The sequence below is a fragment of the Heyndrickxia acidiproducens DSM 23148 genome (genome assembly GCF_000374345.1).
GTDB lineage: Bacteria > Bacillota > Bacilli > Bacillales > Bacillaceae_C > Weizmannia > Weizmannia acidiproducens.
The window spans coordinates 147,000-169,487 of sequence record NZ_KB893976.1; the positions used below are offsets into that span (position 1 = coordinate 147,000).

A 22,488-nucleotide genomic window follows, 5' to 3' on the forward strand; every position below is an offset into this window, starting at 1 on the left:
AAAAAATATAGGTGCAATCATATCATCATGAAAAAAGCAAGCTGGCTGGCGGGCAACTGGGATACTTTGCAAAACCTGTTTTTAAACCTGGATCGTCACTCTGAACGGACATTCGGTTATCGGAAGTAAACAAGGAGGAGAAGAAATGGAAATATTAAAAGTTTCAGCAAAATCCAATCCTAATTCTGTAGCTGGTGCACTTGCCGGTGTTCTTCGTGAGAGGGGAGGTGCAGAAATCCAAGCCATCGGGGCGGGGGCTATTAACCAGGCGGTCAAAGCCGTGGCTATTGCACGCGGTTTTGTCGCTCCAAGCGGCGTGGATTTAATCTGCATTCCGGCTTTTACAGATATTCAGATTGAAGGAGAAGAACGAACTGCAATTAAACTCATCGTTGAACCCCGCTGATATATAAATTTGAAAGCGCAGGTGGTGTTTGCAAAAAGTAAACATCGCCTTTTTTTTGGTGCTATACTGGGATTAAGGGAGCGGAAAAGCTTGAAAACGGTAAACGGGCGAGGACTTTTACGAAAACTGTCATAACTTCATAGGCAAAAACATAGGGATTACGTGATAAAGTATAATAGTGGCGCTATACATAGGTGTTTAGAAGCTTGAGTATGAAAAGAAGCTGCCAATCGGGGATCATGAGCATCCTGGCAGGCGTACATGTGGAGGGATTATATTGATTAACATGATAGCCACCGCTGAATCAGCAGCCCAGGCAAAAGCGCTGCTCGAGGCAGGAATAGACACCCTGTATATAGGGGATAACCGGTTTGGATTGCGTATGCCGCGATCGATATCAAAAAAGGAAATGGAAGAAATCGCCGGGTTGGCCCATGCTGAACATAAAAAAGTGACGGTTGCCGTAAACGGCTTAATGCACAATGAACATATTGCACAATTACCGGATTATTTAACATACTTGCAAAAAATTGGAATCGATGCGGTCACGGTTGGAGACCCGGGTGTCATCATGACCCTGAAGGAACTGGAGCTAAAGCTGCCGTATATTTACGATGCGCAAACACTGGTGACATCCGCCAGCCAAATCCGATTTTGGTTGAAACGCGGGGCAGCCGGGGCCGTTGCCGCAAGAGAATGCACTTTCACCGAGTTAAAGGACATGCAGTCGAAACTGCCGAAACCGGTGGAGGTGCAAGTTTACGGCCCGACATGCATCCATCATTCAAAGAGGAAACTGCTTACCAACTACTATCAATTTGCCCATATAAATGAAGGGGTTGGCAAGGAAAACGGCTTGAATATCCGCGAAACAAAAGACGAAGGTCATCCATACCCTATCTATCAGGATGAGAACGGTACCCATATTTTTTCCAGCGAGGATATTGCACTGATTTCTTATCTGCCCGTGCTCCTTGAAGCAGGCCTTGATACATGGAAATTGGATGGTGTATTAATGAAAGGGCAGGACTTTGTAAACATTGCGAGGCTTTATGTTGAAGCAAAACAAGCCTTACTGGCGGGAAACTTTGAGGCGCAAACTTTTGCTGATGCGCTTAGGAAACTGCAGCCGCAATCACGCAGGCTCGGCACCGGGTTTTTCTTAAAGCGGCCGGATGCAGTACAGTGAGGAGGAAACAGCATGCGAAAAATCATCAATAAGCCGGAAGTATTGGCACCGGCAGGAAACCTGGAAAAGTTAAAAATGGCGATCCGCTACGGCGCGGATGCGGTTTATATCGGCGGACAAGCTTACGGTCTGCGCTCAAGAGCCGGCAATTTTACGTTTGAAGAAATGGGAGAAGGCGTCAGGTTTGCGCATGAGCGGGGATCGAAAGTGTATGTGGCTGCCAATATGGTCGGCCATGAAGGCGATGATGAAGGGGCCGGGGAGTTTTTCCGTACATTAAAGGAGATTGGCATCGATGCCGTGATCGTGTCTGATCCCGGCTTTATTACGATCTGCATGGAGGAAGCGCCCGGCCTTGCTGTCCACCTGTCGACACAAGCTTCCGCGACAAATTATAAAACATTGCAATTTTGGAAACAGGAAGGCTTGGAACGGGTGGTATTGGCCCGGGAAGTCGGATTGGAAGAAATCCGCGAGATCCGTGCCCATACAGATATCGAGATTGAGGCTTTTGTGCAGGGTGCGATGTGCATTTCGTACTCGGGGCGCTGTGTATTGTCCAACCATATGTCCAATCGTGACGCAAACCGCGGGGGGTGTGCCCAGTCATGCCGCTGGAAATACGATTTATTTGAACAGGCAGCAGCGGCCGGCACCAATAGATTAACGGCTGACGGTGAACCATTTTCAATGAGCGCCGTCGACCTTACCATGATTCACCACGTTCCGGAGTTAATCGAAGCCGGCGTCAACAGTTTTAAAATTGAAGGCAGAATGAAATCCATTCACTATGTATCAACGGTTGCAAATGTATACCGTGCGATTGTAGATGCCTATTGCGAAGATCCGGACCATTTTCAATTTGATCCGGCATGGGAAGAAGAAATTTGGAAAGTCGCACAAAGAGATTTGGCAACCGGGTTTTACTTCGGCGCTCCGGATGAAAATCAGCAGCTGTTCGGGCGCCCGCGCAAAATTCCAAAATACACCTTTACAGCGCAGGTCCTCGATTATAACCCTGAAACCGGCATCGCAACGCTTGAGCAGCGCAATCATTTTGGCATCGGTGAAGAAGTTGAATTTTACGGCCCCGGCTTTACATACTTCAAACAGGTGGTAACTGAACTTTGGGATGAAGACGGAAACCGCATCGAACGCGCCCCGAATCCGATGATGATTGTTAAAATGGTTGTAGACCGCCCCGTTGAACCGTACTTCCTGATGCGGACGCGCAAAACACCGAGGAACACTGCCCGTGTCTAAAATCAGCCTTTGTTGTGTTCAGCCAAAAAACCATTTATACTAGTACCATACCGACGCTTGTTGCGTTGGAGGCCATTTGCCTGGATTTTCCGGGCGGATTTGCTTTTACATCGTACCGCACGGAGCGGTGCAAATGTAAAGAAAGAAAGAAAGGAGATTCCCATGAATGAAAAACAGCGTTTGGAACAGGAACAAGTAAAAACTGCAGCGCCTGCGGACAAAAAATCCGAAAAGGACTACAGCAAATACTTTCAGTCTGTTTATATTCCGCCGAATTTAAAAGAAGCACGAAAACGCGGAAGAGCGGAAGTCAAATACCAAAAAGATTTTCAAATTGAAGAAGAATTTAAAGGCATGGGGGACGGGTTGAAATTTTATATCCGGACTTACGGCTGCCAAATGAACGAACATGATACGGAAGTCATGGCTGGAATTTTCATGCAGCTCGGCTATGAACCGACCGATACACCGGAAAATGCAGATGTTGTCCTCTTAAACACATGTGCGATCCGTGAAAACGCCGAAAATAAAGTGTTTGGTGAAATCGGCCACTTAAAACCTTTGAAAATGGAAAACCCGAATATGCTGATCGGCGTTTGCGGCTGCATGTCCCAGGAAGAGTCTGTTGTCAATAAAATTTTGCAAAAACATCCGCAGGTCGATATGATTTTCGGGACCCATAACATCCACCGCCTGCCGCATATTTTAAAAGAAGCCTATATGTCAAAAGCGATGGTCGTTGAAGTCTGGTCCAAAGAAGGCGATGTCATCGAGAGCCTGCCAAAAGTGCGCAAAGGTAAAATTAAGGCCTGGGTGAATATCATGTACGGCTGTGATAAATTCTGCACTTACTGCATCGTGCCGTATACGCGCGGGAAAGAACGCTCCCGGCTCCCTGAAGACATCATCAGGGAAGTGCGCGAACTGGCAGCACAGGGCTATCAGGAAATCACGCTGCTCGGCCAAAACGTCAATGCCTACGGAAAAGATTTTGAAGACATTACATATGGCCTTGGGGACTTGATGGATGACCTGCGCAAAATTGATATCCCGCGTGTCCGCTTCACAACAAGCCATCCGCGTGATTTTGATGACCGTTTGATTGAAGTATTGGCCAAAAAGGGCAACCTGGTCGAACATATCCATCTCCCGGTTCAATCGGGTTCAAGCGATATCCTGAAAATCATGGGCCGTAAATACACACGGGAGCAGTATTTGGAACTCGTGCGCAAAATCAAAGCGGCGATTCCCGATGTGGCTTTAACCACGGATATCATTGTCGGCTTCCCGAATGAAACAGATGAACAATTTGAAGAAACACTTTCTCTGTATAAAGAGGTCGGCTTTGAAACAGCCTACACCTTTATTTATTCACCGCGTGAAGGCACACCTGCAGCAAAAATGAAAGACAATATTCCAATGGAAGTCAAGAAAGAGCGCCTGCAGCGTTTGAATGAGGTTGTAAACGCCTATTCCAAAGCAGCCATGGAAAAATACGAAGGACAGACTGTCGAAGTGCTCGTGGAAGGCGAAAGCAAGCACAATCCGGAAGTTTTGGCGGGCTATACACGAAAAAACAAACTGGTCAATTTTAAAGGGCCGAAGTCTGCCATCGGTAAGCTGGTAAAAGTTAAAATCACGGAAGCCAAAACCTGGTCGCTTGACGGTGAAATGGTTGATGCGGCTGATACACTTGAGGTGAATGCCTGATGGAGAAGTTTACGAAAGATGATATTGTCGCAAAAGCAGCGGAACTTGCCAAGATGATTGCGGAAACGGATGAAGTCGATTATTTCAAACGGGCGGAAGCGCAAATCAATGAAAATCAGAAGGTCCGTAAAATCATTGCCAGTATCAAAAGCCTGCAGAAACAGGCCGTAAACTTCCAGCATTATGGAAAAACAGAGGCACTAAAAAAGGTAGAAGCAAAAATTGACCAATTGGAAGCAGAATTGAACGGGATTCCGGTTGTACAGGAATTCAAACAATCACAGGTTGATGTAAATGACCTTTTGCAAATTGTGACCAACACCATTTCCAATACTGTTACAGATGAAATCATTGTTTCAACCGGCGGCGACCTGCTAAATGGCCGGACCGGTTCACAGATCAGGCATTCATCCGGAAGTAAGGATGAATCTGTCTTTTAAAGCAAATTTTCAAAAGCGGTGTCTGCTAAAACCAAAAGCAGACACCGCTTTTTTGCACCCAAAACTTACCCCGTCTCCACTGTTTGCAGGAAAAGAAGCTGTATGCTTGCCCACTGCGGCCATGAAAACCATTCAGACAGCCTCAGGTTTCCGGTAAGCGGCACATCCCGCCCTCTCCTACATATAATGAAAGTACCCAACAGACCTTGCCGCCTGTGCCGGTTGTGCTTTAAAAGTTTGGCACACCAGCCTGGGTAAAAGCATAGGATGAAATGAAAATAAATGAGGAGGGTTCGCTCGAATGGCAGAATATAGAGAAATTATTACGAAAGCAGTCGTTGCGAAAGGCCGCAAATTTACACAGTCCAATCACACGATTTGCCCGCCGCAACATCCATCGAGCATTTTGGGTTGCTGGATCATCAACCATAAGTATGAAGCCAAAAAAGTCGATAAAAAAGTCGAAATCCGCGGCTCGTACGATGTCAACATTTGGTACTCCCACAATGACAATACACGGACATCGGTAATGTCGGAAAAAGTGGAGTATACCGATACCGTAAAATTAAACTACCGGGATCCGGATTGCCTTGATGACAAGGAAGTCATCGCCAGCGTGCTCCAGCAGCCTAATTGCATCGAAGCGGTTATTTCACCAAACGGGAATAAAATCATTGTCAATGTCGAAAGGGAATTTCTCGTCGAGGTGATTGGCGAGACAAAGGTTTGCGTTGCGATCCACCCGGATGGCTGCGACTCCGATGATGAGTGGGAAGAAGAAAACGGAGATGAATTTGAAGAATTAAACCCCGACTTTTTAGTGGGAACGGAAGAAGAATAAGTGAAACCTGACTAGGAGCTTTTAAAGCACTCCTAGTTTTTTCTTGTATTTGAAATGTATGAAGGCACTCCGGAAATTATGTTATAATAAACAGTACTGAAAACGAAAAACAGCACGAAAGCTGTGTATGATGAAAGCAATGAAAGGATTTTGGTAAGAATGGCTGCTTACACTCCAATGATCCAGCAGTATTTACAAGTAAAGGCGGAATACCAGGATGCCTTTTTATTTTTTCGCCTCGGCGATTTTTACGAAATGTTTTTCGAGGACGCGATTAAAGCATCCCAGGAATTGGAAATTACCCTTACAAGCAGGGATGGGGGCTCGGAGGAAAGAATCCCGATGTGCGGGGTTCCCTACCATTCTGCAACGAATTATATTGAACAATTGATTGACAAGGGCTACAAAGTCGCGATCTGCGAGCAATTGGAAGATCCAAAATTGGCAAAGGGCGTTGTCAAACGTGAAGTAATCCAACTGATAACGCCTGGCACAATGATGGAAGGGAGAAGCCTTTCGGAAAAAGAGAACCATTATATTGCCTCCATTACCGCTTTTCCAGATGATTTCTATACGCTTGTATATATCGATTTAACGACCGGGGAAAACCGTGCCACCATGATCAATGGCACTTTTAATGAAGTGTTCAGCGAGCTGTCTGTGATTGGTGCAAAAGAAGTTGTTTTAGATCGCGATTTCCCCGAAACCTACTGCAAGACTTTGCGTGACGGCGGAAATCTGGCTATTTCTTATGAAACGGATACCGAAGTAAAAGAAGAATTTTCGCGGCTGCTTAAGGAACTGGATTCGGAAAAGCTGAAACTATCGGTTTCACGCCTCTTAAACTATTTATTCCGCACACAGAAAAGAAGCCTGGACCATTTGCAGCCCGTTGAGGTGTATGAAGTCCGCCAATATTTGAAAATGGACTATTATTCAAAGCGTAACCTTGAACTGACGGAGACCATCCGGACACAGGGGAAAAAGGGGTCGCTGCTTTGGCTTTTGGATGAAACGATGACTGCAATGGGGGCGCGGCTGTTAAAACAATGGATCGACAGGCCGCTGCTGAAGAAAGAAAAAATTGAGCAGCGTTTGTCCATGGTTGAAACCTTTTTAAGCCATTATTTCGAAAGGCAGGATTTAAGGGAACGGCTCAAGGAAGTATACGACCTGGAAAGGCTGGCGGGCAGGGTTGCATTTGGCAATGTAAACGCCCGGGATTTAATCCAGCTGAAATCCTCCCTCCAGCAGGTTCCGGGCATCCGGGCAGTTATCGGGAGCCTTGGCAGCACAGAAAGCGAAAAACTCGCCGCCCGCCTTGATCCGTGCGAAGAGCTGACAGATCTGCTGGAACGCGCTATTGATGACAATCCGCCGGTGTCTGTGAAAGAAGGCGGGATGATTCGTGACGGCTACCATGAAGAACTCGACCGTTACCGTGATGCGAGCCGCAATGGCAAGACATGGATCGCAAGTCTTGAACAGGAGGAACGGAAACGGACCGGGATAAAATCGCTGAAAATAGGCTATAACAGGGTATTCGGCTATTATATCGAAGTCACAAAGGCCAACCTCCATTTGCTGGAAGAGGGCCGCTACGAGCGCAAGCAGACGTTAACAAATGCAGAAAGATACATCACACCCGAACTGAAAGAAAAAGAAGCGCTGATCTTGCAGGCGGAAGAAAAAAGCATTGAATTGGAATATGAGTTGTTTACGGACATCCGCGACCACGTGAAAGAATTCATCCCGCGTTTGCAGAGCCTGGCAAAAGCGGTCAGCGCGATCGATGTCCTCCAGTGCTTCGCGACCGTCAGTGAGAATCGCCATTATGTAAAACCAAGCCTCGATCCGGAAGGCAACTTGAAAATAAAGGACGGCCGCCATCCGGTTGTTGAAAAAGTGCTTGACACCCAAAGCTATGTACCAAATGACTGTGTAATGGACAAGGACCGGAAAATATTATTGATCACAGGCCCGAATATGTCAGGGAAAAGCACGTTTATGCGGCAGATTGCCCTAATGGCGATATTAGCGCAAATGGGTTGTTACGTTCCGGCGGGGGAAGCGGTTCTGCCGGTCTTTGACCAGATTTTTACGCGCATCGGGGCGGCGGATGATTTGATATCCGGACAGAGCACGTTTATGGTGGAAATGCTTGAAGCCAAAAATGCGATTGCCCATGCGACAAAAAACAGTTTAATTTTATTCGACGAAATCGGGCGCGGCACATCGACGTATGACGGAATGGCGCTTGCGCAGGCGATGATTGAATATATCCACGACAAGATCGGCGCAAAAACCCTGTTTTCAACACATTACCATGAACTGACTGCACTTGAAGCGGAGCTGGACAAGCTCCACAATATCCATGTCAGTGCAATGGAGCAAAACGGCAAAGTTGTCTTTTTGCATAAAATCAAAGAAGGGCCGGCAGATAAGAGCTACGGGATCCACGTTGCCCAGCTGGCAGGTCTGCCCCGTGATGTAATTCACCGCGCCCAGAAAATATTAAACAAACTTGAAAACCAGGATGAAAAGCCGGCACAGCATCCGGAACCGAAACAGGAAACAGCAACTGCTGAGGAGACACTGGAGGCGCCTGCCCAGCTGTCATTTTTTGCGGAACCGGAAGAGAAGCCACGCAAAGCGCTGTCTGCAAAAGAAAGAAAAGTGCTGGAAAAAATCAGGGAACTGGATCTGCTCGAAATGAACCCGCTCCAGGCGATGAATACCCTCTATGAAATCCATAAGAAACTAAAAGATTAGGTGGTGACGATTCGTTGGGGAAAATTGTCCAGTTAGACGAATGGCTTTCGAACCGGATTGCAGCCGGCGAGGTAGTGGAACGCCCCGCTTCTGTCGTAAAAGAACTGGCGGAAAATGCCATTGATGCGAAAAGTACGGTGATCGAGATTGATGTCGAAGAAGCCGGCCTTCAAAAGATCCATATTATTGACAATGGCTCAGGCATCGAACCGGAAGATGTGGAACTTGCCTTTTCGCGCCACGCGACGAGCAAAATTAAAAATGAAAGAGATTTGTTCCGCATCCGCTCGCTTGGGTTCCGCGGCGAGGCCCTGCCGAGTATCGCTGCGGTTGCGCGCGTTGAAATGACGAGTTCAACCGGCGAGGGCCCTGGCACAAGGGTCGTCATTGAAGGCGGGAACTGGATTGCCCATGAAAAAGCGCCAAGCCGCAAAGGAACGGAAATTACCGTTACCAATTTGTTTTACAACACGCCGGCGCGGCTGAAATATATGAAAACGATCCATACAGAACTTGGCAATATTACCGATGTTGTGAACCGGTTGGCGCTTGCCCATCCCGATGTTTCGTTCCGTTTGCGCCACGGCGACAGAATGCTGCTGCAAACGAACGGGAACGGCGATGTGCGCCAGGTTCTCGCTTCCATTTACGGTGTGAATATCGCAAAGAAAATGATTCCGATCCACGCCGAAACGCTTGACTTTGATATCAGCGGATATATTGCCCTTCCGGAAATTACGAGAGCGTCGCGCAATTATATCTCAACGTTGATTAACGGCCGTTTTATTAAAAATTATGCACTTGTAAAGGCGATTCTTGAAGGCTATCATACTTTGCTGCCGATCGGGCGTTTTCCAATTGTACTGTTGTCTGCTAAAATGGACCCGGTTTTGGTAGATGCCAATGTCCATCCTTCGAAGCTGGAGGTGCGCTTGAGCAAAGAGAAAGAGCTTTGCCAAGCGATTGATGGAACAATTAAAGCGGCATTTAAAAAACAAAAATTAATACCTGCCGGGATGCAAAAACCACTGGAAAAGCAGAAAACAGAACAAGTGGCCTTCCAGCTTGACCATTTGCCCGCTCCGGTAGAAAAGAACCCGGCCGGCCGGGAAAGAAAGTCCGGTGCTCCGATTTATTCGCATAAAGAAGCACTGCTGCCAAAACAGGAAATGCAAAAATTGTACGAGCGGGAGGAAAAGGAACCGGCTGTGCAGCCTGAACAGCCGCAGCAGACAGGGGAAACGGTTTTTCCGGACGCAGTTTTTGAAGAAAAGGAAGATGCCCCGTTTGACTTTACGGAAGCGGAGCAGACAATTGCTCAAGAAAACCCGGCACCCCGCGTTCCGCCGCTGTATCCGATCGGGCAGATGCACGGCACCTATATTTTCGCACAAAATGAAAACGGCTTGTATATCATTGACCAGCACGCCGCCCAGGAAAGAATCAAATACGAATTTTTCCGCGAGAAAGTCGGTGAGGTCAAAAAAGAACTGCAGGACATGCTCGTACCGCTGACGCTCGAATACGCAACAGATGAGTCCATTAAAATCCAGGAAAACCTCGATGCTTTAAAAGAAGTCGGCGTTTTTCTGGAACCGTTCGGCCACAACAGTTTCATCGTCCGCTCGCATCCGGCCTGGTTTCCGAAAAACGAAGAAAAAGAAGTCATTGAAGAAATGATCGAGCAGCTGCTCACGATGAAAAAGGTCGATATTAAAAAATTGCGGGAAGACGCGGCAATCATGATGAGCTGCAAAGGATCGATTAAAGCGAACCACCATTTGCGAAATGACGAAATCCAGGCGCTCCTCGATGCGCTCAGAATGTCATCCGACCCATTTACATGCCCGCACGGCCGCCCGATTATCATTCACTACTCGGTGTATGAATTGGAGAAGATGTTTAAACGCGTGATGTAATTTCTCGTTACGAACCCCCTTGGTAAATAAGGGGGTTCGATTTTTTAGGGGTTATTGACCACACCTCAAACTAATTACGATGCAAAGGGGCATTTTCTTTACCCACATGCACAAGAACGACGGAGTCAATGGTTTTTACTTTGCTTAATCATATTCATCTCAAATTCTGTGTACCGGTACTGTTGACATGCCATACAAAAATCATAGTTGACAGGGTGGAATAATCAGTTATATACTTAAACCAACATATCCTTACATTTAAATTAAACTTATCCAGAGAGGCGGAGGGATTGGCCCGATGAAGCCTCAGCAACCGGCCGTTTGGCACGGTGCTAATTCCAATAAGCAATTCATTGGCTTTAAAGATAAGTTGAGGCGACTCTGATCATAAAACCCCTCTTCTTGTCTTTTGAAGCGGGGTTTTATTTTTGGGTTCTGAAAAGGAGAGATGTAAAATGAACAGTTTGACTGAAAAAGCATTAGAAAAAAGGCGTAATGAACTGATTGACAGGTTGATTGCATTCCATGTTTATAAAAAAGAGGGCAGGCATCTTTTTGAGCTGACACTGCCGGAATTGGAGGACGAATACAAATCAATCCAAACACAGGTGCATCCCCACAGCGGCTGGGAATCCCTCCGCTGGTGCCGCAGAAAATAAACAGCGCCCGTATTATTTTCCTTTATCGAACTGGTCTACGGTTCCCTCGTTGTATACGTCCATCATTTGTTTTTGGGTGATGTCCAGCCCTTTATCATTTGGCAGTAATGGTTTGCTTTTATGTTTATCCTGGTCTTTTATGGAGACAACGGATTTTTTACCGTCCATGTTTGCCACACCTTTCTAAATCAGTGTGCACTTAGTATGAACCGTGAGGGCGAAACCTATCCGGCCAGGCGCAATGGCAGCAATCTGCAGGATTTAAAGCCCGTCCATTACTCTTTTTCACTCAGCAGCTGGTACTCGTAAATTAGTTTGTCCAATATTTGGCTTTGGCGGATCGTATCCGGGTGATTAATCCCTTTTTGGACCGCAAAGGAAACCATTTTTTCGCGAATATTTCGAATTTTTTCGGAGAGCATATGGGTCGTGTGGGGAGGTACTTCCTTTGGCATATGCAGGATCCTTTCTTTCAGGTTTGGGATACTTTATCATACTATGTTTTGCCAGAATAGGGTAGCCAAAAATAGAAAGCGGGGGATCATCTCTTTTCAGGGGATTGGGGATGGGTATTCAGCGGATTTGATGCTGCACATGTCATGGGCTGGTGGATTGCGCGGCCGATCAGGAGAATATCTTCGTAAATACACAATTTAATCCGTTCATCCCTGCATTTCCGGTAATCCTCAAGCAGACGCCCTAATTCAATAATAAAAATCACATGTTCCTCCGCACTCAAAACCATGTGCAAGCACCTACCTTCATTCATATTCAAACTCTATTATATAGTATAAATGTACTGATTGTGAAGTGGGCCTTTTTTATTATAGGTAAAAAACTTTATCCGGTAAAGGGGCGGGGTTGCCGGCAACAAACAACAGCGCCTGCCCCGGATATGAAGACAGTATATTTTCTCAAAAAAGGATGTTAAAAAACATGAATAAAATGCAGAAAGAAGGGGAAACTATAAAAATGTTCTGTTGAAACGGCGATTGTGGTACGATAAAAGCAGAAGAAGGTGGTCTTTTTTTTGCTTAAATGATCCCTTCAAAGAGAAACATGCCGGTGCCGCCGATTTTTTGTATCACCCGGCACCGACAAAAAGGTAGTGAATGAATGGCAAAACAGCAGTGTATCGTTCTGATCGGACCGACAGCAGTTGGCAAAACCGAGTTAAGCATCCATTTAGCGAAAAAATTTAACGCGGAAATTATCAGCGGGGATTCGATGCAGGTATACAAAGGGATGGATATTGGGACTGCAAAAATCAGCAAAGAAGAAATGGCGGGGATTCCGCATCATTTGCTGGATATCAAGAGTCCGGATGAACCCTTTTCTGTTGCGGAGTTTCAGCAAATCGTCCGCCAAAAAATCGGGGAAATCGGAAAACGCGGCAGGATTCCGCTGATCGTAGGCGGAACAGGCCTGTATATCCAGTCTGTTTTATACGATTACCGGTTCCCGGATATTTCCGGTGATGGAGCTTACCGCCGTGAATTGGAGGCAAAAGCGGCACAGGAAGGCCCTGAAGCGCTTTACCGGATGCTTGAAAAAGTGGATCCGAAAAGCGCGGAAACGATCCATCCGCATAATGTCAGAAGGGTAATCCGGGCGCTTGAAATCTATCACTTTTCCGGGAAAACCGCATTTGAATACCATAAGCCGCAGCAATCAGAAATGCTTTATGATGCCGCACTCATCGGCCTGACAATGGACAGGGAAAAATTGTACGCACGCATTAACAGACGTGTAGACGATATGATCGAACAAGGCCTGGTTGAAGAAGTAAGGCATCTGTACGGCCGCCATTTGCGCGATGCCCAGTCGATTCAGGCAATCGGCTACAAAGAATTGTACGCTTATTTTGACGGGTACATCACATTCGAAGAAGCTGTCGCGCAATTGAAGCGCAATACGCGGCGTTTTGCAAAACGGCAGCTCACATGGTTCCGCAATAAAATGAAAATGGAATGGTTTGACATGACCGATGAATCGCAAAAGCAAAAAAAATTTCAAGAGATTTCCGTTTTTGTTGCAGGAAAGCTACAATTAAAATCGAATAGTTTATAATAGAGAGAAAGAGGAGGAGGATGCGAGATGAACAAAGCCATTAATATCCAGGATCAATTTTTAAATCAACTTCGTAAAGATGGTACAGTTGTGACTGTCTTTTTAATGAATGGTTTTCAGCTTCGCGGCCAGGTAAAAGGGTTTGACAATTTTACGGTTCTTTTTGAAACGGACGGTAAGCAGCAGCTCGTTTTCAAACATGCAATTTCAACATTCACGCCGCAAAAAAATGTTCAAATCAATTTTGAAGAATAAATCACGAATAAGATCGCGAATGAATGCCCGGCTTATTGCCCGGGCATTTTTAAATGCTGTTCCCGTACTGTTTCACTTTTTTCGGGCATAAAATAAGAAGAATCATTATTTCTCAGGAAAGCGCAAAAACTGACAGGATCCTTTCTTTTTTTCTGAAAATCGCACTTTCTCTTCTTTCCTTTGCCCCGTTGTGACAAAAAATCGATCCCTGAATAAAAATGCAATTCGTTTTTTGTTCTGGGCATTTGTCACACTTATGGCCCAATTCGCGTATAATGTAGACAGATTGCGAGGTGGCGGTTTTGGATCAACCGATTCGGATGAAAAATAACGGACAGATTAATATTGTCTTGAATTCGGGCCAAAGGGAAGCCGCCATGACTTCCCCCAAAAAAGAACTGGCCCATAAAGAATTTTCAGCTGAACACGAAATATTACGGGAAATAGAAGCAGAGTTGGGGACGCTTGTGGGAATGGATGAAATCAAGAGTATGGTAAAAGAAGTGTATGCCTGGATTTACATCAATAAAAAAAGGGAGGCTGCGGGGTTAAAGACAGAAAAACAAGCATTGCATATGATGTTCAAGGGCAACCCGGGGACAGGCAAAACGACAGTTGCGCGTTTAATCGGAAAACTATTTCATAAAATGAATGTACTGTCGAAGGGGCATCTGATTGAAGCGGAAAGGGCGGATCTGGTTGGCGAATACATCGGCCATACCGCGCAAAAAACACGGGATTTAATTAAAAAAGCGATCGGCGGCATATTATTTATTGATGAAGCCTATTCACTCGGGCGCGGCGGTGAAAAAGATTTCGGAAAAGAAGCCATCGATACGCTGGTCAAACATATGGAAGACAAACAGCACGAGTTTATTTTAATTCTCGCAGGCTATTCGAATGAAATGGACTATTTTCTGAGCTTAAACCCCGGCCTGCATTCAAGGTTTCCGATCGTTTTTAACTTTCCCGACTATTCTGTTGATGAACTAATGGAGATTGGAAAGAGGATGCTGAGGGAAAAAGAATACACGCTTAGTATGGATGCGGAAAGAAAACTCCGGGACCATCTTGCATTTATCAAATCAACGTATACGCCGGTCAGTTTCTCAAACGGGCGTTATGTGCGTAATGTGATCGAGAAATCCGTCCGCGCCCAGGCCATGCGCCTGTTAATGCAGGCGGCGTACGACCGCCATGAACTGATGACGCTGCGCAGTAACGACTTGCTTTTTCCGGATTAAATGGAATTAATCCGCGGGCACCGGGTGCGCTTGAATGGTAAGGGAAAAAATTTCTTTCCATTCGCGCGGTTTGGTGTCTGTTTGCATTTTTTGGTAAGATAACAGTAATTCATATTTAGGACAGGTGATCACATGAATCGGGAGGAAATGAAAGAAAAAGCGATTCTCGTCGGCTGTGAAATTGGTGACGACCACAGCCGTTTTGTCTATTCAATGGAAGAACTGCAGGCATTGACTGAAACGGCCCGGGGAGAAGCGGTCATGCAGGTGGTGCAGAAACGGGACAGGGTAGATGCGTCGACCTATATCGGGAAAGGAAAGATTGAAGAGCTGAAGGCGCTCGAGGCTGAGTTGGAAGCCGACCTGATTATTTTTAATGATGAACTGTCTCCAAGCCAGCTCCGTAATCTTTCACGGCATCTGAACAGCCGGGTGCTTGACAGGACCCAGCTGATTTTGGATATTTTTGCACAGCGGGCGCGTTCAAAAGAAGGGAAACTGCAAGTAGAACTGGCCCAGCTGCAGTACATGCTTCCGCGTTTGGGCGGGCAGGGTACCGAACTGTCACGGCTTGGCGGCGGGATTGGCACAAGGGGCCCGGGGGAAACAAAATTGGAGTCGGACCGCCGCCATATCCGGCGCCGGATATCGGAAATCAAGGCCCAGCTGGAAACCGTTGTCCGCCACCGCGAACGCTACCGGGAGCGCAGAAAAAAGAACCATGTATTCCAGATAGCGCTAGTCGGCTATACGAACGCGGGCAAATCGACGCTCTTCAACCACTTATCAGCAGCCGATTCCTACGAAGAAAACCAATTATTTGCTACGCTGGATCCGATGACAAGAAAGCTGGTGTTGCCGAGCGGTTACACGGCATTGTTAACGGATACGGTTGGATTTATCCAGGACCTGCCGACCACGCTAATTGCCGCGTTTCGTTCCACGCTTGAAGAAGTGAAAGAAGCGGATCTGCTTTTGCATATTGTCGATAGTGCCAATCCTGATTATGACAACCATCAAAAAACGGTGCAACAGCTGCTTAGTGAGCTGGAAATGGACCACCTGCCGCAGCTGACCGTTTATAATAAAATGGATATCCGGGACAGTGATTTTGTACCAACTGCATCAAACAGCATCATGATCAGTGCCAAAAGTGATACGGATTGCACCAGGCTCCGGCTTGAAATAGAAAAGCAGGTGCTTGCTGCGATGATTCCGTATGATGCGCTTGTGCCGCAGACAGAAGGAAAGCTGTTGTCCACCTTAAAAAGTGATACAATCTTAAGGGAACTTGTTTTTCAGGAAGAAGAGCAGGCATACAGATGCAGAGGGTATGTGCTTCCGGCCCACCCTGTTTTAGGAGAGTTGAAACCATACGAATAGCAGAAAGAGAAAGGTGTCTTACCATGCTTCAGTTTTTAAAACACGGCCCGAAACTTCAGCCGATTGTGGAAGAAGTCGAACGCCGGATTTTTCCGATCCACCAAAAAATCGACAGGCGCGCAGAAACCAACCAGTACCGCGTGCTGCAGAGCTTCCAATCGCACCGGGTCAGCGATACAGATTTCAATCCATCAACCGGATACGGCTACGATGACCATGGAAGGGATACGCTGGAAAAAATCTATGCTGATGTGTTCGGTGCGGAAGCAGGCCTGGTCCGCCCGCAAATTATTTCGGGGACGCATGCGATTACCATTGCGCTTTTCGGTGTCCTGCGCCCGGGGGATGAATTGTTATACATAACCGGAAAGCCGTATGATACGCTTGATGAAATTGTCGGTACGAGAGGCAATGGTTCAGGTTCGTTGCAGGAATTCAATATAGCTTACAGTCATGTTGACATAGCCGGTGATGGTTCTGTCGATTTTGAGGCGGTAAGAAAAGCTATCAAGCCGCAAACAAAAATGGTTGCCATCCAGCGCTCAAAAGGTTATGCAACAAGGCCGTCATTTACCGTTGATGAGATCGGTGAAATGATCCGCTTTGTGAAAGAAATCAAACAGGATGTTGTTGTATTTGTGGATAATTGTTACGGCGAATTTGTTGAAGAGAAAGAACCCTGCCATGCAGGTGCCGATTTGATGGCCGGATCGCTGATAAAAAATCCGGGCGGCGGCCTCGCAAAAACAGGCGGCTATATCACCGGAAAAAAGAAATGGGTTGATGCCTGCGCCTATCGCATGACTTCGCCCGGAATCGGCCGTGAAGCAGGCGCCTCGTTGTACAGCCTCCAGGAAATGTACCAGGGATTTTTCCTGGCGCCGCATGTTGTGGCACAGGCCTTAAAAGGTGCGGTATTTACTTCAGCAATTCTTGAAGAATTCGGAATGAATACCCATCCGAAATGGGATGCGGAACGAACTGATTTAATCCAATCCGTCCAATTCGGTGATCCTGATCAAATGGTGGCGTTCTGCCAGGCAATCCAATTTGCATCACCGGTGAATTCGTATGTGACACCGTATCCAAGCGATATGCCGGGGTATGAAGATGATGTCATTATGGCGGCCGGCACGTTTATCCAGGGGGCGAGCATTGAACTGTCTGCTGACGGGCCGCTTCGTCCGCCCTATACCGCTTATGTCCAGGGCGGGCTTACTTATGCCCATGTAAAAGCGGCGATTCTGCTTGCATTAGACCGGTTAATGGAGAAAAATCTCCTCTGATTCCCTGTCCGTTTTCTGTTCCTTACCAATATCTTTGCTCATGAAATCATGGTATAATAGACGGATGAAAATAAGAGGTGATCGAATGAACGAACGGCCGCATTTACTTTTAGTAGACGGGATGGCTTTGCTGTTCCGCGCTTTTTACGCCACAGCGGTAACCGGGCAGTATATGATGAATTCAAAAGGGATGCCGACAAACGGGGTGCAGGGATTTTTGCGCCATCTGCTGCTCGCTGCTGAAAATAAAAAAGCGAGCCATATTGCGGTTTGCTGGGACATGGGCAAAAAAACATTCCGGAACGAATTATTTAACGGTTATAAGGCAAATCGTGAGGCGCCGCCGGTTGAGATGATTCCGCAATTTGATCTGGCTAGAGAAACGGTGGAAGCTTTCCAAATTCCAAATATCGGTGTTGCCGGCTATGAAGCGGATGACTGCCTCGGCACGCTTGCAAAAAGGTTGCAAAGCGAAGCAGATGTATCCATTTTGACAGGTGACCGCGATATTTTGCAGTTGTTGGATGATCATATTGTTGTCCATCTCTTGCAAAAAGGGTACGGCAACTACAAAAGTTACACGAAAGAAACCTTTACAGAAGATACTGGCGTGACGCCGCAGCAATACATTGATGTCAAAGCACTGATGGGGGATATGAGCGACGGCTATCCCGGCGTAAAGGGAATCGGTGAAAAAACCGCCTTCAAACTGATCAGGCAGTTCGGCAGTATTGTTGGTATTCTGGATCATTTGGACCAGCTGACGCCTGCGCAGCGGAAGAAAATTGAAGCAGACTTGGAGATGCTCTACCTTTCCCGGGAATTAGCTGAAATCAATTGCGGGGTGCCGGTATCGTTCTCAATAGAAGCAGCAGCTGTTACGCAAATTCCGGATACTTTTATGGCTATCATAGAAGAATTGGAATTGAAAACGGTGAAACGCCACTTGATTACGGCAAAAATGAATACAAGTTTGATTTCTTAATCGTAAAATCGGAAAAACAGCATTCGCGAATGGAATGCTGTTTTTCGCTGCCAATGATTATATTCTTGTGTTTGATTTTTTCGCACGGTTTTCGAGCTTTGTTTTCGGGTCTTCTGCAGATTCTGCATCCCCGGCTTTGCCTTGTGGCGTGACGGACGGCGCAAATCGGCCGCGGTTTGCATTATGCCTTTTAACCATATGGTCTCTCACCCCCGTGGTTTATTTTGCCCAATTATCCGCAAAGTTTACAACAGGCACGATAGCAGGAAAACGCAAATGAAGTTAAAATGAATCATGTTGTTTGAAAAGTGCCGGTATATAACGGCAATGGAGGAAAAAGAAAGATGTCACTGGGTGAATATATTCTGTTTTTAAGGGGAAAAGGATTTAAGTTTAAAGATGATGTGATCCATTTTATTTATTTTGGAAAACAATATACCAATGCTCCTGATCCGATTGTACAGGCGGCAATTGAGCTAACCTTACAAGCACAAAAGAAATTTGATGGCAGTTTTTATATTTCTTTGCTTGAAACATTTAAACAAAATCAAATCCGGTCAAGAAAAGAAGCTTTTCTTTGTATGGAACGATTAGGAATTCCGGAAAAAAGCGGGGAGCCGGGGGCCTAACCCTTGCTTCTGCTTTCAGAAAAAAAGCCTTTTTTAAAATGAAACAAATTTGGCAATTCCGACAAAACCATACCGGTAAAAATCAGCAGGCATCCGGCGGCAGCTGTGATGCTGAGCCGTTCCTGCAACCATACGAAAGATGTCAGGGCGGCAAAAACCGGCTCCATCGTCAGAATAATGGCGACACGTGTAGGTGAAGTATAGCGCTGGGCAATGGTTTGGATAAAAAACGCTGCGGCTGTCGCCAAAAAAGCTGTGACCGATAAGGCAAAAACCAGGTTGGGACGGAACAGCTCATGGGATGAGAGTGCGTTTCTCCAATTTTCAGTCCATATGGCGCCGGCAAAGCTAAATACCGACACAGAAAGCACCTGGACGGCGGTAACAAGCAGTACGGATACATGTTTTGTAAAGCGGTCGGTCAAAATAATGTGAAACGCAAACCCAAATGTGCAAATGAAAACGAGCAGATCGCCGGCTGACAGTGCAGCAGCCCCCTTGACAGCCAGTAAATAAAGGCCCAAAGCAGCTGCAATCGAGCCGATCACAGATAATAAGCGCGGCCGTTTTTTTAAGAAGAGAACAGCCAGAAGCGGCACCATTACAACGCTTAGCCCGGTAATAAAACCGGCTTTCGATGGAGTGGTGTACAAAAGGCCGACCGTTTGGAACGTGTAGCCGATAAACAGGCAGGAGCCGAGAACGATTCCGGATATCACAGACGGCATCACGGCAGCCATTCTGTTTCTCTTCTTTATCATATAAACAGCCAGCAGAAAAATGCCGGCAAGCCCGAAACGGACGGCATTAAACGAAAAAGGGGGGACGGTTTGGATCGCATCCTGTACGACGACAAACGTGGCGCCCCATACAAATGCAACAAACAGCAACGCAAGCTCGGAAATCCATTTTTTATTCATTTTCGTCCCCCTGCCGGATTTGTTTTTGAATGGCCAGTCTTGCCAATCCATCCGCTGTTTTATTTTCTGAACTGGGGATCCACTTGATAAAGAAAAGATCAAATTGGCCGGCCATCCCCAAAATATGTTCGAGAATCGTTTTATATGGTTCTTTTTTTGCAAATCTTTTTTCAACAGCACGGACAACGGCAGACGAATCCGAACGGACGGAAACCACTTTATAATGCTTTTCGAGGCAGATTTCCAAAGCTTTTTCCATGGCGCGGTATTCCGCTTCGTGGTTATTATTAATGCCAAGCGGGATGGAATAGCGTTCAACCTGTCCTGCTGCTTTTAAGAAAATACCCGCGCCGCTTGGTCCCGGATCTCCGGCAGCGGCGCCGTCAATATATACTTCTATCAATTTTTTCGCTCCCTGTATTTATATCTATTCAATTTTCCGCATAATTTAACTATAATCAATGATTAGATCCGGATCAAGAAGAGAGTGGGAATAAAATGAAATTCAGATTAAATTGGCGATATCAATCGATAAACGGGCCGTCTGTTGTATTTCAGTCGGAATGGATAGCAGGCGAAACAGCGGAAACCATCATTGCGGATATTCAAAAGACGGGCCGTACCGGTGATCTGTCCGTGGAAGACGAAATGGGCAGTGAGTGGGCCCCAAAAGCATTTTTAAAGTTACGGCAGGAAGTCGAAGCAGAGCCGGACAATATTACGGTTTACTTTGATGGCGGTTTTGACAAAGAAACAAAAAAGGCGGGTATTGGTACAGCCGTTTACTATGAAAAAAATCATCAAACATACCGGGTCCGTGAAAACCGGCTGCTTGAATTGGAATCAAACAGCGAGGCGGAATACGCTGCCCTCTATTACGCGTTGCAGATTCTTGAAGAACTGGGGGTCAAACGCATGCCTGTTGAAATAAAAGGAGATGCACAAGGGGTTATCATGCAGTTGCTTGGAGAGTGGCCGTGCTTTGAAGACATCTTAAACCGCTGGCTCGACAGAATTGAACAGCAAATTGAGAAACTGGGGTTAAAGCCGGCATTTATTACGATTCCCCGCAAACAAAATAAAGAGGCCGACCAATTGGCAGGCCAGGCATTAAATGGCGTAACGGTTCATAGTCATGTTAAAATAGAATAATTCAAGGAAACGAAGTATGGAAATTCACGCGGTAAGGCATACTGAGCAAAGTAAGAAGGGTTGATAAAAGATGGAACGGAAACAATTGATACAGGAAGTGGACGAAATCCTCAATACGTATTGCAAGGGCTGTCTGCTGAAAGCCCATTTTCGGAAGGAATACGGAAAAAAATACGCCCACCAGTTTTGCATCAGGCAATGCACTGTAGGCGAACAATTGAAAAAATATGGCGAAAAACTATCGTGAACTTTTTCACATGTACGGATAAATAAAGGGCTGGCATTTGCCAGCCTTATTGCATTCTATAATTATGAAAGTTTAGTCACGTTGGCAGCTTGCGGCCCGCGGTTGCCTTCAACAATTTCAAAAGAAACTTCCTGGCCTTCTTCCAATGTTTTGAAACCTTCGCCTTGAATGGCAGTGAAGTGTACGAAAACGTCGTCGCCGCCTTCAACTTCGATAAAACCATAGCCTTTTTCGTTATTAAACCATTTTACTTTACCGTTTTGCATTCTTAATCCTCCTAAATCAAAAGCACCCTTCGTGCCTAGAAAAATGTTTCATTAAACAGATGAAAAATCGCCAGCAAGGTCGAAGATATCACTTGTTTAATGTTATAATTAATATACTCCAACGAGCATGGAGAGTCAAGATTATGGCAATCAAAATTATGGCAAATTCATTTAAATTCTAATTTTTGAAAGCGGTTTGATATACAGGTCCCGGCTTTAAAGGTTTTCTTGTTAAAAAGGCAGTATTATAGTAAACTAAAGGATATTGCATGGGATGACACATATCAATAATTTGCAGTAAGATTGGGGGGCCCGGGGATGCCGACGCCAAGTATGGAAGATTATATCGAACAAATCTTTATTTTAATTGAAAACAAAGGATATGCACGCGTTTCTGATATCGCCGAAGCGCTCTCCGTCCATCCCTCCTCGGTCACAAAAATGGTGCAGAAATTAGACAAAGATGATTATCTCGTTTATGAAAAATACCGTGGCTTAGTCCTTACGCCAAAAGGCAAAAAAATCGGGAAAAGGCTTGTTGACCGGCATCACCTTCTCGAACAGTTCCTGAAAATCATCGGGGTGGATGCAGAAAATATTTATAAAGATGTGGAAGGCATTGAACATCATTTGAGCTGGAATTCGATTGACCGCATCGGGGATCTGGTGCAGTTCTTTGAAAAAGATCCAGCCCGTATCGCAGCGTTAAAACGGCACCAAATGGAAAATGAAGAATAATTGGATTCCTGCCATCCCCATGCATTTCCAAGCGCTTTACCCGTCTGCCAGGCTCGTGCAGGCGGGATAAGACGGTCCAGCCTGATGAAAACCGGGCGCTAATCTTGTTGCATT

General features: G+C 46.0%; 26 protein-coding genes and 1 riboswitch. Of the genes, 19 read left to right on the forward strand and 7 right to left on the reverse strand.

The genetic code is table 11. The features are described from left to right. Positions 1-145: 145 nt before the first annotated feature. From spoVS to C232_RS0100800, 9 genes are all read left to right on the forward strand, one after another. Positions 146-406, forward strand: coding sequence for a stage V sporulation protein SpoVS (gene spoVS / locus C232_RS0100750; RefSeq protein ID WP_013859169.1), 261 nt, complete (start codon positions 146-148; stop codon positions 404-406). Positions 407-686: 280 nt separating this feature from the next. Further along, entirely contained in the window at positions 687-1,595 is a 909-nt protein-coding gene (locus tag C232_RS0100755) for a peptidase U32 family protein (RefSeq protein ID WP_026314421.1), read from the forward strand. A 12-nt stretch (positions 1,596-1,607) separates the two neighbouring features. After that, a complete protein-coding gene (locus C232_RS0100760) occupies positions 1,608-2,858 on the forward strand; it encodes a peptidase U32 family protein (protein ID WP_018660206.1) in 1,251 nt (416 codons plus the stop codon). Positions 2,859-3,020: 162 nt separating this feature from the next. Further along, positions 3,021-4,568 (forward strand): tRNA (N6-isopentenyl adenosine(37)-C2)-methylthiotransferase MiaB, encoded by a 1,548-nt coding sequence (gene miaB / locus C232_RS0100765; protein WP_018660208.1) that lies wholly within the window; start codon positions 3,021-3,023, stop codon positions 4,566-4,568. After that, complete coding sequence (locus C232_RS0100770; protein WP_018660209.1) at positions 4,568-5,008, forward strand: YlbF/YmcA family competence regulator; 441 nt, start codon at positions 4,568-4,570, stop codon at positions 5,006-5,008. The genes miaB and C232_RS0100770 overlap by 1 nt, the downstream gene beginning before the upstream one ends. Before the next feature lie 301 nt (positions 5,009-5,309). Further along, on the forward strand, positions 5,310-5,849 hold the full coding sequence (locus C232_RS0100780) for an outer spore coat protein CotE (protein WP_018660213.1): 540 nt from the start codon (positions 5,310-5,312) through the stop codon (positions 5,847-5,849). Between the two features lie 159 nt (positions 5,850-6,008). Continuing rightward, positions 6,009-8,621, forward strand: a complete 2,613-nt coding sequence (gene mutS, locus C232_RS0100785) for a DNA mismatch repair protein MutS (protein ID WP_018660216.1) — start codon at positions 6,009-6,011, stop codon at positions 8,619-8,621. A 14-nt stretch (positions 8,622-8,635) separates the two neighbouring features. Beyond that, positions 8,636-10,540, forward strand: a complete 1,905-nt coding sequence (gene mutL, locus C232_RS0100790) for a DNA mismatch repair endonuclease MutL (protein ID WP_018660218.1) — start codon at positions 8,636-8,638, stop codon at positions 10,538-10,540. Between the two features lie 266 nt (positions 10,541-10,806). Then, positions 10,807-10,912, forward strand: a riboswitch (SAM riboswitch). An 83-nt stretch (positions 10,913-10,995) separates the two neighbouring features. Beyond that, positions 10,996-11,199: a Fur-regulated basic protein FbpA gene (locus tag C232_RS0100800; protein WP_018660220.1), complete on the forward strand. Its 204-nt coding sequence runs from the start codon at positions 10,996-10,998 to the stop codon at positions 11,197-11,199. A gap of 12 nt (positions 11,200-11,211) precedes the next feature. Here C232_RS0100800 and C232_RS19705 read toward each other — a convergent pair whose 3' ends face one another. The 3 genes from C232_RS19705 to C232_RS18280 form a co-directional block, all read right to left on the reverse strand. After that, on the reverse strand, positions 11,212-11,367 hold the full coding sequence (locus tag C232_RS19705; protein WP_018660223.1) for a hypothetical protein: 156 nt from the start codon (positions 11,365-11,367) through the stop codon (positions 11,212-11,214). Between the two features lie 107 nt (positions 11,368-11,474). Continuing rightward, positions 11,475-11,654 (reverse strand): aspartyl-phosphate phosphatase Spo0E family protein, encoded by a 180-nt coding sequence (locus C232_RS19075; RefSeq protein ID WP_051086193.1) that lies wholly within the window; start codon positions 11,652-11,654, stop codon positions 11,475-11,477. A gap of 86 nt (positions 11,655-11,740) precedes the next feature. Continuing rightward, a complete protein-coding gene (locus C232_RS18280; protein WP_018660227.1) occupies positions 11,741-11,944 on the reverse strand; it encodes a hypothetical protein in 204 nt (67 codons plus the stop codon). Positions 11,945-12,315: 371 nt separating this feature from the next. Here C232_RS18280 and miaA point away from each other — a divergent pair, with 371 nt between their 5' ends. The 6 genes from miaA to C232_RS0100850 all read left to right on the forward strand — a co-directional run bounded on the left by miaA (position 12,316) and on the right by C232_RS0100850 (position 18,422). Next, complete coding sequence (gene miaA / locus C232_RS0100820; RefSeq protein ID WP_018660230.1) at positions 12,316-13,269, forward strand: tRNA (adenosine(37)-N6)-dimethylallyltransferase MiaA; 954 nt, start codon at positions 12,316-12,318, stop codon at positions 13,267-13,269. Positions 13,270-13,296: 27 nt separating this feature from the next. Next, the gene (gene hfq / locus C232_RS0100825; RefSeq protein WP_018660232.1) at positions 13,297-13,524 is read left to right on the forward strand and encodes an RNA chaperone Hfq; all 228 of its coding nucleotides are present in this window, start codon (positions 13,297-13,299) and stop codon (positions 13,522-13,524) included. A gap of 302 nt (positions 13,525-13,826) precedes the next feature. Next, complete coding sequence (spoVK, locus tag C232_RS0100835) at positions 13,827-14,768, forward strand: stage V sporulation protein K (RefSeq protein ID WP_018660236.1); 942 nt, start codon at positions 13,827-13,829, stop codon at positions 14,766-14,768. A gap of 132 nt (positions 14,769-14,900) precedes the next feature. Continuing rightward, positions 14,901-16,151: a GTPase HflX gene (hflX, locus tag C232_RS0100840; protein ID WP_018660238.1), complete on the forward strand. Its 1,251-nt coding sequence runs from the start codon at positions 14,901-14,903 to the stop codon at positions 16,149-16,151. 23 nt (positions 16,152-16,174) lie between these two features. Beyond that, positions 16,175-17,437, forward strand: a complete 1,263-nt coding sequence (locus C232_RS0100845) for a methionine gamma-lyase family protein (protein ID WP_018660240.1) — start codon at positions 16,175-16,177, stop codon at positions 17,435-17,437. Between the two features lie 85 nt (positions 17,438-17,522). Next, on the forward strand, positions 17,523-18,422 hold the full coding sequence (locus C232_RS0100850) for a 5'-3' exonuclease (RefSeq protein WP_018660241.1): 900 nt from the start codon (positions 17,523-17,525) through the stop codon (positions 18,420-18,422). Between the two features lie 57 nt (positions 18,423-18,479). Here the strand turns inward: C232_RS0100850 and sspL are convergent, their stop codons facing one another. Next, entirely contained in the window at positions 18,480-18,620 is a 141-nt protein-coding gene (gene sspL, locus C232_RS0100855; protein ID WP_018660243.1) for a small, acid-soluble spore protein L, read from the reverse strand. Positions 18,621-18,766: 146 nt separating this feature from the next. Between sspL and C232_RS18285 the strand changes: the two genes are divergently transcribed. Then, positions 18,767-19,051 carry a DUF6123 family protein gene (locus C232_RS18285; protein WP_018660245.1) on the forward strand — a complete coding sequence of 95 codons (285 nt, stop codon included), beginning with the start codon at positions 18,767-18,769 and terminating at the stop codon, positions 19,049-19,051. Here C232_RS18285 and C232_RS0100865 read toward each other — a convergent pair. Both C232_RS0100865 and C232_RS0100870 read right to left on the reverse strand, forming a co-directional pair. Further along, positions 19,048-19,971 carry a DMT family transporter gene (locus tag C232_RS0100865; RefSeq protein ID WP_018660247.1) on the reverse strand — a complete coding sequence of 308 codons (924 nt, stop codon included), beginning with the start codon at positions 19,969-19,971 and terminating at the stop codon, positions 19,048-19,050. The two genes, C232_RS18285 and C232_RS0100865, sit on opposite strands and share 4 nt — an antisense overlap. Beyond that, a complete protein-coding gene (locus C232_RS0100870; RefSeq protein WP_018660249.1) occupies positions 19,964-20,374 on the reverse strand; it encodes a reverse transcriptase-like protein in 411 nt (136 codons plus the stop codon). The genes C232_RS0100865 and C232_RS0100870 overlap by 8 nt, the downstream gene beginning before the upstream one ends. A 95-nt stretch (positions 20,375-20,469) precedes the next feature. Between C232_RS0100870 and C232_RS0100875 the strand changes: the two genes are divergently transcribed. Both C232_RS0100875 and C232_RS19140 read left to right on the forward strand, forming a co-directional pair. Continuing rightward, positions 20,470-21,123 (forward strand): reverse transcriptase-like protein, encoded by a 654-nt coding sequence (locus C232_RS0100875; protein ID WP_018660251.1) that lies wholly within the window; start codon positions 20,470-20,472, stop codon positions 21,121-21,123. Between the two features lie 70 nt (positions 21,124-21,193). Beyond that, entirely contained in the window at positions 21,194-21,370 is a 177-nt protein-coding gene (locus C232_RS19140; RefSeq protein ID WP_018660253.1) for a zinc-finger domain-containing protein, read from the forward strand. Positions 21,371-21,432: 62 nt separating this feature from the next. On the opposite strand, the gene cspD is transcribed toward C232_RS19140, so the two are convergent. Beyond that, positions 21,433-21,636, reverse strand: a complete 204-nt coding sequence (gene cspD, locus C232_RS0100885) for a cold-shock protein CspD (RefSeq protein ID WP_018660255.1) — start codon at positions 21,634-21,636, stop codon at positions 21,433-21,435. A gap of 318 nt (positions 21,637-21,954) precedes the next feature. On the opposite strand from cspD, the gene mntR reads away from it, so the two are divergent. Next, on the forward strand, positions 21,955-22,374 hold the full coding sequence (gene mntR / locus C232_RS0100890; protein ID WP_018660257.1) for a transcriptional regulator MntR: 420 nt from the start codon (positions 21,955-21,957) through the stop codon (positions 22,372-22,374). The last annotated feature ends 114 nt before the right edge of the window (positions 22,375-22,488 follow it).

Bases quoted from the DNA above. Each gene is read 5' to 3' on its own strand.
- C232_RS0100875 (WP_018660251.1), top strand. From the start codon at position 20,470: ATGAAATTCAGATTAAATTGGCGATATCAATCGATAAACGGGCCGTCT.
- C232_RS0100780 (WP_018660213.1), top strand. From the start codon at position 5,310: ATGGCAGAATATAGAGAAATTATTACGAAAGCAGTCGTTGCGAAAGGC.
- C232_RS18280 (WP_018660227.1), bottom strand. From the start codon at position 11,944: ATGGTTTTGAGTGCGGAGGAACATGTGATTTTTATTATTGAATTAGGG.
- mutS (WP_018660216.1), top strand. From the start codon at position 6,009: ATGGCTGCTTACACTCCAATGATCCAGCAGTATTTACAAGTAAAGGCG.
- C232_RS0100845 (WP_018660240.1), top strand. From the start codon at position 16,175: ATGCTTCAGTTTTTAAAACACGGCCCGAAACTTCAGCCGATTGTGGAA.
- cspD (WP_018660255.1), bottom strand. From the start codon at position 21,636: ATGCAAAACGGTAAAGTAAAATGGTTTAATAACGAAAAAGGCTATGGT.
- spoVS (WP_013859169.1), top strand. From the start codon at position 146: ATGGAAATATTAAAAGTTTCAGCAAAATCCAATCCTAATTCTGTAGCT.
- C232_RS0100800 (WP_018660220.1), top strand. From the start codon at position 10,996: ATGAACAGTTTGACTGAAAAAGCATTAGAAAAAAGGCGTAATGAACTG.
- C232_RS19705 (WP_018660223.1), bottom strand. From the start codon at position 11,367: ATGGACGGTAAAAAATCCGTTGTCTCCATAAAAGACCAGGATAAACAT.
- C232_RS19140 (WP_018660253.1), top strand. From the start codon at position 21,194: ATGGAACGGAAACAATTGATACAGGAAGTGGACGAAATCCTCAATACG.
- C232_RS0100850 (WP_018660241.1), top strand. From the start codon at position 17,523: ATGAACGAACGGCCGCATTTACTTTTAGTAGACGGGATGGCTTTGCTG.
- C232_RS0100760 (WP_018660206.1), top strand. From the start codon at position 1,608: ATGCGAAAAATCATCAATAAGCCGGAAGTATTGGCACCGGCAGGAAAC.
- miaA (WP_018660230.1), top strand. From the start codon at position 12,316: ATGGCAAAACAGCAGTGTATCGTTCTGATCGGACCGACAGCAGTTGGC.
- sspL (WP_018660243.1), bottom strand. From the start codon at position 18,620: ATGGTTAAAAGGCATAATGCAAACCGCGGCCGATTTGCGCCGTCCGTC.
- C232_RS0100865 (WP_018660247.1), bottom strand. From the start codon at position 19,971: ATGAATAAAAAATGGATTTCCGAGCTTGCGTTGCTGTTTGTTGCATTT.
- miaB (WP_018660208.1), top strand. From the start codon at position 3,021: ATGAATGAAAAACAGCGTTTGGAACAGGAACAAGTAAAAACTGCAGCG.
- C232_RS18285 (WP_018660245.1), top strand. From the start codon at position 18,767: ATGTCACTGGGTGAATATATTCTGTTTTTAAGGGGAAAAGGATTTAAG.
- C232_RS19075 (WP_051086193.1), bottom strand. From the start codon at position 11,654: ATGCCAAAGGAAGTACCTCCCCACACGACCCATATGCTCTCCGAAAAA.
- hflX (WP_018660238.1), top strand. From the start codon at position 14,901: ATGAATCGGGAGGAAATGAAAGAAAAAGCGATTCTCGTCGGCTGTGAA.
- mntR (WP_018660257.1), top strand. From the start codon at position 21,955: ATGCCGACGCCAAGTATGGAAGATTATATCGAACAAATCTTTATTTTA.
- C232_RS0100770 (WP_018660209.1), top strand. From the start codon at position 4,568: ATGGAGAAGTTTACGAAAGATGATATTGTCGCAAAAGCAGCGGAACTT.
- hfq (WP_018660232.1), top strand. From the start codon at position 13,297: ATGAACAAAGCCATTAATATCCAGGATCAATTTTTAAATCAACTTCGT.